The 13795-nt window shown below is 71.9% G+C and carries 12 protein-coding genes; 1 reads left to right on the top strand and 11 read right to left on the bottom strand.

Annotation, left to right across the window (positions count from 1 at the left end; translation table 11 throughout):
* Nucleotides 1-70 precede the first annotated feature (70 nt).
* From D0D28_RS01860 to D0D28_RS01845, 4 genes are read right to left on the bottom strand one after another with little or no spacing between them, the layout of a single operon-like run.
* Nucleotides 71-1492, bottom strand: a complete 1422-nt coding sequence (locus D0D28_RS01860) for an MFS transporter (RefSeq protein WP_116109478.1) — start codon at nt 1490-1492, stop codon at nt 71-73.
* Between the two features lie 6 nt (nt 1493-1498).
* Entirely contained in the window at nt 1499-2431 is a 933-nt protein-coding gene (locus D0D28_RS01855) for a R2-like ligand-binding oxidase (protein ID WP_116109477.1), read from the bottom strand.
* The gene (locus D0D28_RS01850; RefSeq protein WP_116109476.1) at nt 2428-4005 is read right to left on the bottom strand and encodes a CocE/NonD family hydrolase; all 1578 of its coding nucleotides are present in this window, start codon (nt 4003-4005) and stop codon (nt 2428-2430) included. The genes D0D28_RS01855 and D0D28_RS01850 overlap by 4 nt, the downstream gene beginning before the upstream one ends.
* A 32-nt stretch (nt 4006-4037) precedes the next feature.
* Nucleotides 4038-5999 carry an MMPL family transporter gene (locus tag D0D28_RS01845; protein ID WP_116109475.1) on the bottom strand — a complete coding sequence of 654 codons (1962 nt, stop codon included), beginning with the start codon at nt 5997-5999 and terminating at the stop codon, nt 4038-4040.
* Between the two features lie 175 nt (nt 6000-6174).
* Between D0D28_RS01845 and D0D28_RS01840 the strand changes: the two genes are divergently transcribed.
* Nucleotides 6175-7365, top strand: a complete 1191-nt coding sequence (locus D0D28_RS01840; protein ID WP_116109474.1) for a helix-turn-helix domain-containing protein — start codon at nt 6175-6177, stop codon at nt 7363-7365.
* Nucleotides 7366-7371: 6 nt separating this feature from the next.
* On the opposite strand, the gene D0D28_RS01835 is transcribed toward D0D28_RS01840, so the two are convergent.
* Genes D0D28_RS01835 through D0D28_RS01805 form a run of 7 tightly spaced genes read right to left on the bottom strand, consistent with a single transcriptional unit; the run spans nt 7372 to nt 13632 of the window.
* Nucleotides 7372-8307, bottom strand: a complete 936-nt coding sequence (locus D0D28_RS01835; protein ID WP_198958175.1) for a class I SAM-dependent methyltransferase — start codon at nt 8305-8307, stop codon at nt 7372-7374.
* A gap of 12 nt (nt 8308-8319) precedes the next feature.
* A complete protein-coding gene (locus D0D28_RS01830) occupies nt 8320-8739 on the bottom strand; it encodes a GlcG/HbpS family heme-binding protein (RefSeq protein WP_094004652.1) in 420 nt (139 codons plus the stop codon).
* Between the two features lie 10 nt (nt 8740-8749).
* Entirely contained in the window at nt 8750-9061 is a 312-nt protein-coding gene (locus tag D0D28_RS01825) for a glycerol dehydratase reactivase beta/small subunit family protein (RefSeq protein ID WP_116109473.1), read from the bottom strand.
* Nucleotides 9061-10896 (bottom strand): diol dehydratase reactivase subunit alpha, encoded by a 1836-nt coding sequence (locus tag D0D28_RS01820; protein ID WP_116109472.1) that lies wholly within the window; start codon nt 10894-10896, stop codon nt 9061-9063. The genes D0D28_RS01825 and D0D28_RS01820 overlap by 1 nt, the downstream gene beginning before the upstream one ends.
* Before the next feature lie 5 nt (nt 10897-10901).
* Nucleotides 10902-11492 carry a propanediol/glycerol family dehydratase medium subunit gene (locus D0D28_RS01815; RefSeq protein ID WP_116109471.1) on the bottom strand — a complete coding sequence of 197 codons (591 nt, stop codon included), beginning with the start codon at nt 11490-11492 and terminating at the stop codon, nt 10902-10904.
* 11 nt (nt 11493-11503) lie between these two features.
* Nucleotides 11504-13192, bottom strand: a complete 1689-nt coding sequence (locus D0D28_RS01810) for a propanediol/glycerol family dehydratase large subunit (protein WP_094004648.1) — start codon at nt 13190-13192, stop codon at nt 11504-11506.
* Entirely contained in the window at nt 13189-13632 is a 444-nt protein-coding gene (locus tag D0D28_RS01805) for a diol dehydratase small subunit (RefSeq protein WP_240323037.1), read from the bottom strand. Before D0D28_RS01805 ends, D0D28_RS01810 begins: the two co-directional genes overlap by 4 nt.
* Nucleotides 13633-13795 lie beyond the last annotated feature (163 nt).

The raw sequence follows: 13795 nt of genomic DNA, 5'->3' as shown, positions 1-13795 counted from the left end.
CGTGCCCGAAAAATCCGTGCGGTGGAGGTTATTTTCGGGCTGAATGGGGTGTCAATCGGTGGTGACCGGCTTACTCACCGCGGGACGAGGATCCGGCGGACTCCGTTGTCACGGCGGGAAGAACTTTCCGCGCCGGGGCGCGGAACACCCACAAGGCGAGCACCGCGCCGGCGATTTCCAGGGCGGCCGCGACGACGAGCCCGGCCGTGTAACCAGTGGCGAGCGCGGGCCCGCCCAGCGCGCCTTCGCCGAGACGGGCGGCACGCACGGCGGTCAGCACCGCGCCGATCAACGCGACTCCCATCGCGCTGGACAGCTCCCGGGACGCGGTCAGCAGCCCCGAGGCCGTGCCCGCGTGCCGTTCTTCGATGATTTCCAGGGAATACGAGGTCAACGGTGTGGTCAGCGCCGAGCCCGCACCGATCAGGAGCAGACCGGGAATCCGCGGTGGCACCTCGGGGACGTGGTTGATCGCGGCCACCGCGAGCAGTCCCAGCGCCACCACCAGCAGCCCGGCGCAGACGGTCCGATGTGGACCGATCCGGGCCGTGATCGACGGCACGGCCGGGGTCACCGCCATGATGGCGACCGCGACCAGCACCAGCGGCAGCCCCGCCCCCACCGGGCTCAGGCCCAGCGAGTCCTGGTGCAGCAACGGCGTGAAGAAGAAGATCCCGGACACCCCGAGTCCCCACAGCAGTTGCACGGCCAGCGCACCGGTGAACACCCGCTCCCGCACCAGATCGCGCGGCACGAGCGGCTCCCGCGCGCGGCGTTCCCGGACGGCGAACCACGCGATCAGGGCCAGCCCGGCGAGCAGCGGCGCCGCCTCGGACAGCCGGGCGTCGTCGCCGAGGCCGACGAGCGCGGACGCGACCAGCACGAGCCCGGCCGTCACCAGCACCATCGCCGCGAGCGCCGGGCGCTTCGCGTCGCGCACCCGGCCGGTGCCCGCGGTCGCAGGCAGCAGCACGAGCATGACCAGCACGAACGGCAGGTTGCTGAAGAAGATCCAGCTCCAGCCCAGGTACTCGGACAGCAGCCCGCCCAGCGTCGGGCCGAGCGCCAGCGCCACCGCCAGGCACGCCGTCCACAGGGTCGCGCCGATGGCCCGCTGCCTGCTGTCCAGGTTGGTGCGCAGCAGGCTGAGCAGGGCGGGCACCAGGAACGCGGCGGCCAGGCCCTGCACCACGCGCGCGGCGATCAGCAGCGCACCGGTGGTCGCGAACCCGCCGGCGACCGCACCCAGCCCGAACGCGACGAGCCCGCCGCCCAGCGTCCCCCGCTGCCCCCACCGGTCCACCAGCGTCCCGGCGACCAGGAGCAGGCCGGCGAACGGGAGCATGTACCCGATGCTGACCCACTGGAGCGTCGCGAGGTCCAGCGAGAGGTCGTGCCCGATCGAGGGCACCCCGGCGGCGACGATCGTGTTGTCCAGGGTCGTCACGAACGCGCCGAGCGCGACGACCAGCAGCGTGCGGCCCGGGTTCACGGCCGCTCACCGCGCCGCGTCTTCGTCGTGGAAATCCTCTTCCAGCTGTTCCGGGCTGTAGTCGAGGTCGATCTGGTGCACCGGCATGCCGCGCGCGGCCTCGATCGCCTTGAGGCGGCGCATCGCGTGGTCGGCGGCGTACTCCATCACCCCGTCCAGCCGCAGGTCGAACGGGTCGCCGTCGAGCTTCTTCGTGGTCCACTCGATCTGCGCGATGGCGTGCGGCAGCAGCGCCTGCATCTCGTCCTGCACGACCTGCCAGTTCGCGTCGTCGGCGGCGACGTGGCGGCGGCAGGTGAAGGTGCCCCACGCCATGTGGCGCCGTTCGTCGTCGCCGATGCGGCGGATCAGCTCCTGCATCCCGGGCAGGATCCCGTGCGCCCGGCAGGCCCGGTTCCACACGAAATAGCCGGTCAGCGCGAGCACGCCCTCGACGACGTGGTTGTAGACCACCGAGGCACGGACCTGGTTGGCCGGGCTGGGGTCGTGGCGCAGCCGCTCCAGGGCGGCGGGCAACGCGTCGTAGAAGATGGCCCGGTAGCCGGGGTTGTCCTCGACGTGCTCGTGCAGGTTGCCGGTGACGCCGACGGCGTCCAGCCACAGCCGGAAGACCTGCGTGTGCTTGGCCTCCTCGAAGCAGAACTGGGTCAGGTACATCTCGTCGGCGAACCGGCCCTCGGCGGCCATCGCGGACAGGAACGGCTGGATGTCGTGCGTGACGGCCTCCTCGCCACCGGCGAACTGCGCGCACAGCATGGTCGCGGCGAACCGCTGCGCGTCCGACAGCGCCGCCCAGTCCCGCGCGTCCTGGCCGAAGTCGATGTCGGCGGGGTTCCAGAACTTCGCGTTGCCCTTGGCGAACAGGCGCAGCGGCAGGACGTCCCAGTTGAGGCCGCCCGCGCGCAACGCGGTGAACTCCTCGCGGATGGTGGTGGTCACAGCGTCCTCCCGGGGTGCACGGGTACGTCGAGCCAGGCCGGGTCGGCGGCGGTGGAGGCGAATCCGAGCCGTCCGCCGCCGGAGTTCCAGTCCAGGAACAACGGGTCCGTGGAGTCGATGACGAGCGCGAGGTGGTGTCCCGCGGCGACGGTGTAGGCGGTGGGGGTGAACACGAAGTCGACCGGCAGCGGCTGCCCCGGCGTCGCGGTTTTCCAGCTGTAGGGCAGGTAGCTGATCAGGCTGCCCAGGCCGAGCCGGTCGACGTCGTAGACGTAGGCGACCGCGGTGCCGGTCGCCGCGGGCGGGACCACCGTGAGGTGCGCGTGCATCGAGCCGCGGATTTCCACCGGCCGACCGGTGGGCGCCTGGCTCCACACCGCGCCGCTGTCCGGATCGACCTGGGGCAGGAAGATGTTCGGCGGGTTGCCGGTCAGCGCCTCCAGGCTGTAGGCCGCCAGCGGCAGCCCGCCGTCGGCGACCGTGTCCCGGTTGGCCGCGACGCCGTGGGTCCACGCGGCCGGCTGGTCCTGCAGGGTGTCCGCGCCCAGATACGTCCGGTGCGGCTCGCCGAGCACCTCGTCCCAAGTGGACCGGTACACCGGTGGCTGCATGCCGGGCCGGGCGCGGGTGACGACCGGTGGTTCGGTGGTGATCGAGGTGTCCGTGCCGGCCACGTGGGCGTCGAACCAGCGGTAGACCGAGGTCCAGGTGTCGCTGGGCAGGCCGAGCAGTCCGCCGGATTCGGTGGCGGCGTGGTCGCCGGGCAGGAACTCGGCGCGCTTCGGCCCGGTCAGGCGCTGGTAGAAGGCGGCCATCTGGCCCGGCGGGAACACGGTCTCGCTCCAGGTCTGGATGGCCAGCACCGCAGGGCGGTTCGCGTTGATCCGGTCCAGGTACGTCGCGGGCGAGCGGGGCCGGGCCCACTCGATCACCGCGGCGGAGTCGGCGTCGGAGATCCGCGGTTGCAGGTAGGTCCGCAGCATGACGTCGGTTTCCGCGCTGAGCGTGCCGTTGGCCTTGCCGGACAGGTAGAGCACCAGTCCGGCGAGCCCGTGCCGGGTGTCGTTCGTGCTCAGCGACGCGACCAGGTCCGCCCATCCGCTCAGCGAGGCCACCGCGCGGATCCGGGGGTCGAAGCCGGAGGCGATCAACGCGATCCCGGCGCCGTAGGACACCCCGCCCACACCGATGCGCGAGGGATCGGCGCCGGTGTTGCGCAGCGCCCAGTCGATGACGGTCGTGACGTCGCTGATGTCGTCCCGACCGGCCACCTCGACCTCACCGGTGGATTCGCCGAAACCCCTGGCGCCGTACGAAACCACCACGTAACCGCGGTTCGCGAGGTCGCGTGCCGGGATGATGTTCTGCGTCCGGCCACCACCCCACGCTCCGATGAGGACGGCCAGCGGGTGCGGTCCCGGTGACGACGGCTCCATCACCATCGCACCGAGCGCGACCCCGTCGGCCGCGTGGATGTCGAGGAACTCGGTGTCGAACCCCTCGGCCGCGGCGGGCACTCCGGGGAGCACGGCCCCCAGCAACGCGAGAACGACGGCGGTCACGCGGTGTTTCATGCGGCCGACGCTAACGATCAAAGCCTTGCCGCTCAACGGATCCGCCCGGCTTTGTCACGTGCGGCAGGAATCGGCGCGGCGGGATGCTCACACCGGCGCGAGGGCCACCAGTTCGCCGCGCCCAGCTTGACCATGACGGCGGGCACGAGCAGGCAGCGGATCACGATCGCGTCCAGCAGCACCGCGACGGTGAGCCCGACGCCGGCCTCACGCACCACCCGGCTGTCCACGAACGCGAACGCCGCGAACACCAGCGCCATGATCAGCGCGGCCGCGGTGATCGTCCGTCCGGTCGAGACGAGTCCCTCGACGATCGCGGCCCGCGTGTGCCCGGTGCGGCGCCACTCCTCCTGGATGCGGGAGATCAGGAAGACCTCGTAGTCCATCGACAGTCCGAACAGGCCGGCGAACAGGAACACCGGCAGGTACGGCTCGATCGGACCGCCGAACATCGCGACCACCACCCCGATCGTCGCGCCCGCGGTGAGCAGGTTCATCACCGCCGCCGTCAGCGGGATCAGCACGCTGCGGAACACCAGAGCCAGTACCAGCACCGAAATCGCCACGACGGCGGCCAGGAAGAGCGGCAACCGGCTGGTCACGGCGGCCGAGAAGTCGGCCTGCACGGCGACCGCGCCGCCGACGTGCCAGCCCGGGCCGGCGACCTCGCGCAGCCACCCCACCAGCTCGGCCGTCGCCGGATCGTCCGGTCCGGTGCGGGGTGTGACGGTGAGGACGGGTCCCGGCGCGACGCCCGCCCTGGTGGCGACGATCTCGCGGAGTGCTTCGGCGGCCGCCGGATCGGGCCGCTCGGGGACGAGGACGAGCTGGCCGTTCGCGCCCGGGCCGAACGCCTCGGTGAGCAGCGTGTCGGCGATCTTCGTCGGGCTGCCTGGTGGATCGTGCGCGGCGCCGGGCATGCCCACCCGCAGCCCCAGCGCGGGCGCCGCCAGCACCGCGATGACCAGCACCGCGGCGACGGCGTACGGCGCGGGCCGCCGCGTGACCGAGCGGGCCAGCCCGGCCCAGCCGCGGCCCGGCGCGGAATGCCTGGGCAGCGTGCGCATGCCGGTGAGCCGCAGCAGTGCCGGGAGCAGCGTGAGCGCCGCCAGCATCGTGAGGGCGACCGAGACGGCCGAAGTGATCGCGATACCGTCGAGGAACGCCATGCCGACGGTGAACATGCCGGCCAGCGAGACGCAGACCGTGACCCCGGCGAAGACCACGCTGCGACCCGAGGTGGCCGCGGCGCGTTCCAGCGCTTCCGCCGGTGGCAGTCCTTCACGCAGGCCCTGCCGGTAGCGGGTGAGCACGAACAGCGCGTAGTCGACGCCCACGCCGAGCCCGAGCAGCGCGGCGATCTCCGTGCTGATCTTCGGCACGGTCAGCACGTGCGACAGCAACACGACCACGGCCAGCGCGGAGCCGACCGACACCGCGGCGGTCACCACCGGCAGCACCACGCACGTGAGCGAACCGAACGTGATCAGCAGGACAACCGCCGCCGCGAGCAGGCCGATACCGGCGTTGCCGAGGTTGGGTGCGCCGACGGTCATCGCGGCGAGCTGGCCCGAGACGCCGACGGTGAGGTTGTCCGTTTGTGCGGTTTCGACGAGTTGGCGGGCCAGCTCGGGCCCGAGTTGTTCGGCGGGCGCGTCGAAGGTGACGGTGATGACCGCGGTCCGCCGGTCGCCCGACACGAGTGGCGGCGCGACCTGGACGACGTGGTCCACAGTGGACAGCCGGCGGATCAGCGTGTCCACCTGGTCCCTGGCCGCGTCGATCGTGCCGGGCGTGGTGACGACGACGCGTTCGGTGTCACCCGTGGGCAGCAGCTCCGCGGCTCTGGTGCTGTCCGCGGCGGGCAGCGCGACCGTGTCCCGGTACGCGGCGCCGGTGTGCTGCGCGGCGAGCACAAGACCGGCGAGGGCGAGCAGCCACAGGACGATCACCCAGGGCGCGTGCCGGAAGCACCGCGAAGCGAGTCCTGCCATCCACCTCCTCCCAACCTGGCCGGAGCGCCAACCTAACCGCGGGGTCCGCCCGGGAACAGGGGTGACGAGGTTTTTCGCTTGCCGGTGACACATTTTCCGCGGCGGGTGCGTCCAGCCGTGACAGTCTCGGCGGCGAGCGTTGCGCGGCCTGGGCGGATGTGCGTTGATTCCGGGCATGGCGACGACGGCCGGAAACAGTCAGGCAAGCCGACTGTGGTTCTCGCTGCCCGCCGAGCTGGCCCGGCGGTTCCGTCCGCACGCGGACCGGCTGGCGACGAAGATCCTCGACGAGATCCAGCACGCGGTGCCCGAGTACGCCAAGCCGCTGGAGGGGCAGTTCGGCGAGGTGATCGTGCGCGCGATCGAGCAGGCCGTGCTGAGCTGCCTGGACAGCATCGAGGACACGCGGTCCACACCGGACCGCTGGGGCAAGCTGTTCCACGAGGTCGGCAGGCGCGTCTACCACGACGGTGGGAGCCTGAACTCGTTGCAGGCGGCCTACCGCGCCGGTGGTCAGGCGGCGTGGCGGTACGTGTCGAGCTTCGGCCAGTCGATGCGGCTGCCGGTGCCGATGCTGTGCGTGAGCGCGGAGGCGATCTTCGCCTACGTGGACGAGATTTCGTCGTACTCCGTGGAGGGGTACACGCTGGCCCAGGCGCGCGCGACGGGCACGCTGGAACGGCGGCGGCGACGGCTGCTGGAGCTGATCCTCGCCACGCCGCCGTCGTCCCCCGCGGCGGTGGCGTCGATGGCGAAGGCCGCGCAGTGGGAGGTGCCCGAGTGGGTCACGGTGGTGGCGCTGGAACCGTTGGCGGAGGAGCAGTTCGCGCCCGCTGTCGGCGAGGACGTGTTGCTGGACCTGGAAGGCGCTTCGCCGTGCCTGCTCACGCCCGACCCGGCGCGTGACCTGGCGGAGATGCCCCACTGGCGGGCGGCGGTGGGCCCGCGGGTGCGGGTTTCGGACGCCGCGACGTCGCTGCACTGGGCGCGGCGGACGCTGGAACTGGTGCGGGCGGGGGTCATCCCGGCCGCGCCGGTGGTGCACAGCGCGGACCACCTGACGACGTTGTGGCTGCTGCAGGACCGGTTCCTGGTGGATGAGCTGTCAGCCCGGGTGCTGGCCCCGTTCGGCTCGCTGACGCCGAAGCAGCGACTGCGGCTGGCCGAGACGCTGCTGGCGTGGCTCAAGTGCAACGGAAGCACACTGGAAATCGCGCGGCTGCTGGACATCCACCCGCAGACGGTGCGGTACCGGGTGGCGCAGCTGACGGAGCTGTTCGGCGACCGGCTGGGCGACCCGGAGGAGCGGCTGAAGATGCAGATCGCGTTGGAGGCGCACCACCTGCTGGGCACGCGGCCGGAGTAGGTGGCCCTATCCGTCCAGCTGATCCAGCTCCTCACGGAGCAGCTCCCGCTGCCACGGCGTCAGTCGGCGCAACTGCAGGTCCAGCACTGCGCGTGCCTGCGGTTCGCTGACGTCGAGCACCCGTTCCACCGCCGCCTGCGCCGACTCCAGGTCCGCGGACGCCCAGAGCGCGTCCAGCAGCTCGCGGCGGTGGTCGTACGCCCTCAGCAGCCCGCGCAGCACCGTGGCGCGGGCATCCCGCGCTCGGCTCGCCCGCGCGCGAAACAGCGCGGTGCGCAGGAAGGACTTCCCGAACAGCGCCGAGTCCTCCGGCTGCTCCGCCATGACCCGCTGCTCCACCACGTCGAACTCCGCGAAGATGTCACGCAGCTCCACCGCCGAGTAGGCCAGACCGCCGCCGAGGCTGCCCTGCGCGTACACCTCGGAATCGGACATCGCGGACCCGCCGTCACCGAAGGCGACCAAGCCGAAGTGGCCTCCCGGCACCAGCGCGCGCCGCAGCAGCGCGACATAGCTCAGCCGCCGGTGCGGCGCCAGGTGGTGGAAGCACCCGGAGTCGTAGACCAGGTCGTAGCCACCCCGCAACGGCGTCTCGAACACGTTCCCGCAGTGGAACGTCACCGACGCGCCGGCCGGCGTGCGCTCGCGTGCCCACGCGATCGCTGTGGACGACATGTCGACCGCGTCCACCTCGAAGCCCTGCTCAGCCAGCCACCGCGCGTTCCGCCCCGGCCCGCAGCCGACGTCCAGCGCTCGCCCCGGCGAAATCAGCCCCTGCGAGACCCACGAGACCAGGTTCTCGTCCGGTTTGTCCACCGAGAACGGCACGTCCCGGTCCGCATAGAACCCGTCCCACCCGCCGGTGGAAATCCCCGGTGCCACCATCCCGTCCAGCAGGCGCAGCACGTCCTCGACCGAGCGGATCTCCCGGGCCACCGTCATGGCCCGACTCTGTCAGCGGCGCCCCCGCTTCGGCAAGGCCGCCACGCCCGCCTCCGCCACCTCGGTGTCCTGCTCGACCGAGCCCGCGCTGACCCCGATGGCCCCGACCACCTCCCGGCCCCGCACCAGCGGAATCCCACCACCGAAGATCACCAACCCGCCGTTGGTCACCTCGATCCCGGACAGCGGCGCGCCCGGCGCGGCGGCCTCCCCCAGCTGGGCCGTCGTCATCTTCAGCAGCGCCGCCGTCCGCGCCTTGCGGATCGCGATGTCGATGCTGCCCAGGATCGCGCCGTCCTGCCGGGCGAACGCGATCAGGTGCCCGCCGTCGTCGACGACGGCCACGTTCATCGGCTGCCCGATCTCCTCGGCCTTCGCCAGCGCGGCCTCGAGAACCGGCTGGGCATCGGCCAGTGCGAGACGTGGTGCCACGTTTCCTCCTTCACTTGAGCGGAATTCCGACGACCATGCGGGCCGCGTTGTGCCCGAGCACCCGCGCGCGCGACAGCGGCCCGGTCAGCGCGGGCGAACCGGCCGGGCGCTTGGCGTGGTGGACGCACACCTCGTCCGCCACCCCGATCCCCACATCCAAAGTGGACTGGCAAGCAGCCGCGTACGCCAGGACGAGCGCGTCCCCCGCGGACACTTCCTCCACCACCAGCGGCACCCCCTCCTCCTCCATCCCGGCGCGGATCTCCCGCAACCAGGGCGACGAAGCGTCCCGGCACCGCACCACCACCGCAGGACCGCGCATCAGCCCGCCGTCTCCAGCGACACGGCCAGCGCGTGGCTCGCGACCAGCCCGGTGGCCACCGCGTTGCGCGGCCCCTCGCTGCCGCGCACATTGCCCGTCCCGCACACGATTCCCATCCCCGCCACCGCTTCGGCGATCATGTCCGGAATCTCGAAGTCCAGCGCGGACCCGCCGAGCACCACGACGAACCCGATCTGCCGCAGGTTCCCGCCCGGCGCCACCTGCTCCAGCGCGCGCACCGCGTTCACCACGAACACCTTGTGCTTCGCCGCGCGCCGCACCTGCCGGATCTTCTCCAGGTTGTGCCGCGTCGGCACCGGCCGCATCCCGGACTCGGACAGCACGACCACCCGCGCGAACGCCTCCGCGGGCAACGGCTCGTCGAAGAACCGCGCGGTGCCGTCCTCCATCCGCACGTGGAAGAAGCTCTCGGCCTTGGCCAGCGGGTACTTCTTGATGTCCTCGGCCAGCTCGCGGTTGTCCAGGCCCAGCTCGGAGTCGATCAGCTTCGTCACCAGGTCCCCGGCCCCGGCCAGGTGCACCGACCGCACCACGCCGTCCCCGGCCACGGCCGCGTCGGTGGACCCGCCGCCGAGGTCGAGGATCGCGACCGGCCGCCCGGTGCCCGGTGTGGTCAGCGCGCCCAGCACCGCCATGTCGGCCTCGACGCCGCCGATCAGCACCTCTACCCCCAGCGCCTCCCGCAGCTTCTCGGCCAGCAACCGCATCGGTCCCCGGCTGGTGCGCACCATCGCGGCGAGCGCGACGGCGTTCTCCAGCGCGAACTCGCCGGCCAGCGCGCCGGTGACCTCCTGCGGCACGAACGTGTCCACGGCCAGGACGTCCTGGATCCGCACCGCCCCCACCGCGGTGCCGGTCAGCTCGGACATCGTGTCGCGGACGCGCGCGAGCATCCCGCCGACGTGGGTGCCGGGCTCGCCCGTCGCGTCGGTGAGCGGCCGGACCCGGCGCAGGGTCGCCATGATCTCGGCGGCCCCGGCGTCGATCGCCACGGACCGGTTGACCTGCTCACCGATCAGCGTCAGGCTGCCGGCCGGGATGCGGCGGCCCGTCACGTCCCCGCTGGGCGTCCGCACCACGACCGCCGACCGGTTGCCGACCAGCGCCCGCGCGACCGGCGCGATCATCCGCGTCTGCTCGGCGTCCAGGTCGAAGACGGTCGCGATCCCGTACGAATTGGACAGGGTCCGGATGGTCCGACCCGGCTCGGCGACCTCGACCGCGGCCGGCATCCCGAGCGGCACCTTCTCCACCAGCGTGACCTCGTCGACCACCGGGATCGGCCGCGACAACCGGTTCGCGATCAGCGTCGCGTCGTCAGCGTGCACGATCGCGCCGGTGACCTCGACCCCACGCGCGACGGCCGCGTCGATGCCCGCGGCCGCGTCCTCGAAGTCCACTCCGGACCCGACCACGCAGATCACCTTCGAGCCCGGCACGCACCCGTCGAGCGATCCGAACGCGACGGTCTCACCGACACCCAGGCCCACCCCGCCGGGAGTGTCCGGGTTGTGCCCGATCATCGTCGACTCGGTCACGATCGTCTCGGTGATCGTCTCCATCGCCAGGCCGCTGATCACCGGCGTGGCCTCGTTGACCAGCACCGCGCTCAGCTCACGCACCCCACGCCCGGCGGAGGACAACGCCCGCCGCACGACCTCGACCACTCCGGGCACGTTGTCGGTCGTGCCCTTCACCCCGGACGTCGGCGTCAGCGCGCCGGACAGGTAGGTCACGTGCCCGCCCGGCGCGATCTCCGCGACGCAGGCCTCCGTGGTCGAGTTCCCGATGTCGACGCCAACCACGAGCGTCATCGCGATCAGCCCGCGTCGGCCAGCTGGATCCGCACGTCCAGCTCGACGGGTCCGGCGCCGGGCACCACGAACTCGGTCTCCTTGATGTGCAACAGCGCGGCCTTGGCCTGCCAGCGCGGGCGGGCCATGAAGTCGTTGCGCGAGGGCACCGGTTCCGGCGACTCGCCCTTGGCGTAGCGGGCGGCGTTGCGGCCGACCTTGCGGAAGGTTTCCAGGTCCATCAGCGGCGCCTGCGGGAACAGCTCCAGATTGGACAGCCGCACCAGGTCCTTCTGGTGGATCATCGTGGTGCCGCGGGACAGCAGGCCGATCGCGATGCCCGATCCGGACAGCTTCGCCGCCGCGTGCGCGATCACCGCGAGGTCCGAGCCGCCGCGGAACCGGATCACCCGCGCGTGCACGCTCTGCTCCTCGATGCCGGCGAGCAGCTCGCGCAGCACCTCGGCGTGCGGGATGTCCACGATGGTCTTGGTGAAGAAGTCCCCGAAGGCGGGCGACAACCCGATGACCACCTCGTCACTGCGCGTGCCCGGCCCGGCCGGCCCGCGCTCGTCGAGGGTGAGCGTGCGCCGGCTGCCCACACTGGTGTCCGTCATGGCACTCCTCCTCAGACGACTTCCTGCTCGGGGTTCTGGGCGCTCACCACGTGCCGGAGCCGTTTCATCTCTTCCCAGCGCGCTCCGGTGGGCCGGTAACCGCTGCCCGGGCCGGCGTAGTCGTTGACGTCGTTGATCGCGGACAGCGTCTCCAGCTCGGGCGTCAGGATCGCCGACGTGTGCAGCAGGTCCCCGGACACCCGCTGCCGCAACACGGCCAGCAGCGACTCGGCCATGTCGGTGAACCCGGCGCCGTCCAGGGCCTTGACGATGTCCACGCCGGTCACGCCGCGGTCCATCACCGACTGGGCCGCCTTGAGGTCCTCCAGCACGTCCCGCAGCGGCAGGTCCTTGCTGCCGTGCGCGTAGGTGACCGCCTCGACCTCCTTGTCGGTGATCGGCGGCAGGTCCAGCTGCGCGAACACGCCCTGCAGGGCACGCGCGGCCCGGTTGCGGGCGGCCAGGATCTCCGCCTCGGGCACGTGCCGCAGGCCGCCATCGACCTGGAGGTCGCGCTGCAGCACGTTCCAGTCGTCGTAGTCCTCGGCGTCCACATTGGATCCGGCGAACATGTTGTCGTAGTTGGGGGTCGAGGAGTAGCCCGAGCAGACGAAGTCGGTGCCGGGCAGCAGCTGCGGCAGCAGCCGGGCGACCCGGCGCATGTCCGAGTGCGAGAACGACTGGTCGTTGCCGGAGGCGCACTCCAGGTCGACCATGCTCGCGATCAGGTTCTCCGCGAGCACCGCGCGGATCCCGGCCGGCACCGCGCCGGGCACGCCGATGCAGCTGATCGACCCGTTCTGCAGGCCCTGCACCCCGGCGCCCTTGGTCACCAGGATGCAGCGGATCTCCAGGTACAGCATGGACTTGCCCTCGGCGTTGCCCATCTGCACCTCCGACCCGGTGCCCGAGGTGAACCGCATCTTGATGCCGCGCGAGGCGTAGGCCGAGGCGAGGAACGCCTTGGACCACGGGGTGTCGTCGCCGTCGCAGAACACCGGTTCGGTGCCGTACACCGAGATCGTCTCGGCGTAGGCGGTGATCCCGCGCATGCCCAGCTCCAGCTCGGTGGCCTCTTCGAGCGCGCACTGGGTCAGCACGCCGGGCGTCCCGGCCTGGGCGCCGACCTGCAGCGCGATCGCCACGAGCGGCGCGTACCGGACGACGCCGAGCGTGGTCTCCAGCTCGCGGAACCCGCGCAGCGAAGCCTCGGCGGCGTCGGCCGCGACCTGCACCGGGTTGTCCCGCGCGCTAGTCGCGTGGGCTTGGTTCGCCGGGGTGCGGCGGGCGCGCATCTTCTGCAGCGCCATCATCATCTCGACCACGTTCATGGTCTTGACGACCTCGAGCAGCTTCGCCGGGGTGAGCCCGCGGGTCAGCGCGAGCACGTCCTGCCGGGTGGCGCGCGGGTCGACCAGCAGGTGCGCGATCTCCACCGCGGGCACGGCCATCGCCTGCTCAGTGACCTCGGCGTCGATCGCGTGGTCGGCGATGAACTGGTCGAGGAAGTCGAACTCGGCCCGCGGCTTGCCGTCCATCTCGACGATCACGCCGTTCTCGACGCGGACGCCGGGCTCCGGGTCGTACGGGCTGTCCATCGCGACCATGCCGACCTCGGGCCACTCCTCGACGAACCCGTCGAGGTTGACCGGCCGCTGCTCCAGTGCCTCGGTCCGCTTGGACCGCCGTGCGCCCGTCATCGGCCGTCCTCCCGTGCCAGGATGTCGCGGCGTTCGTACACGTCGGCGGCTTCGCGGACGAGCTGCGCGCACAGCGTCGCCGAGTAGGTGGTTTCCAGCTCGTCGGCGATCGCGGCCAGCTGTTCCTTGGTGGAGGCGCGCGGCCGGAGCGAGTTGTAGATCGACAGCACCAGCTCGTAGGGCAGCGCGGTCAGCTCCGCCGCGCGGCGGAAGTTCTGCGCGAGCTGCGGGCGGCCGACGCGCTCGGCGATCTGGGCCTGCAGGCGCAGGGTCTCCGGCGCGATGCGCAGGTCCTCCGGCGCGACCTCACCGGCCAGCACGGCCGCCATGGTGAGCTCGTCGAGGCGTTTTCCGGTCGGGGTCTTCAGCAGTTCGGGGCGCCGCGCCGCGAGCGGGTAGTCCCGGCCCGGGTCGAGGTCCACCTGGCTCGGAGTAGTCACGGGCCGGACCGTAAGCGGCGTCACGTTGCATCAACGTTGCACGTCAGCGGAGGGACCAACCCCAGGAGACGCGTTGGCCACCCGCGCGGCGTGCTCCCCACTCGTCTCGGCGAATCGACCCGGTCCCGGCACCGAGTTCGCCGCCCCGGGTGCCGTGTGGCGA

Source organism: Amycolatopsis ruanii (genome assembly GCF_003385175.1).
Taxonomy (GTDB): domain Bacteria; phylum Actinomycetota; class Actinomycetes; order Mycobacteriales; family Pseudonocardiaceae; genus Amycolatopsis_E; species Amycolatopsis_E thermalba.
Note: the sequence above shows the minus strand (reverse complement) of the source record. Positions and strands in the feature narration are given on the sequence as shown.

Coding starts and splice junctions, on each gene's coding strand:
- D0D28_RS01850 (WP_116109476.1), bottom strand. CDS start 4,005: ATGAAACACCGCGTGACCGCCGTCGTTCTCGCGTTGCTGGGGGCCGTG.
- D0D28_RS01845 (WP_116109475.1), bottom strand. CDS start 5,999: ATGGCAGGACTCGCTTCGCGGTGCTTCCGGCACGCGCCCTGGGTGATC.
- D0D28_RS01840 (WP_116109474.1), top strand. CDS start 6,175: ATGGCGACGACGGCCGGAAACAGTCAGGCAAGCCGACTGTGGTTCTCG.
- D0D28_RS01835 (WP_198958175.1), bottom strand. CDS start 8,307: ATGACGGTGGCCCGGGAGATCCGCTCGGTCGAGGACGTGCTGCGCCTG.
- D0D28_RS01825 (WP_116109473.1), bottom strand. CDS start 9,061: ATGCGCGGTCCTGCGGTGGTGGTGCGGTGCCGGGACGCTTCGTCGCCC.
- D0D28_RS01820 (WP_116109472.1), bottom strand. CDS start 10,896: ATGACGCTCGTGGTTGGCGTCGACATCGGGAACTCGACCACGGAGGCC.
- D0D28_RS01815 (WP_116109471.1), bottom strand. CDS start 11,492: ATGACGGACACCAGTGTGGGCAGCCGGCGCACGCTCACCCTCGACGAG.
- D0D28_RS01810 (WP_094004648.1), bottom strand. CDS start 13,192: ATGACGGGCGCACGGCGGTCCAAGCGGACCGAGGCACTGGAGCAGCGG.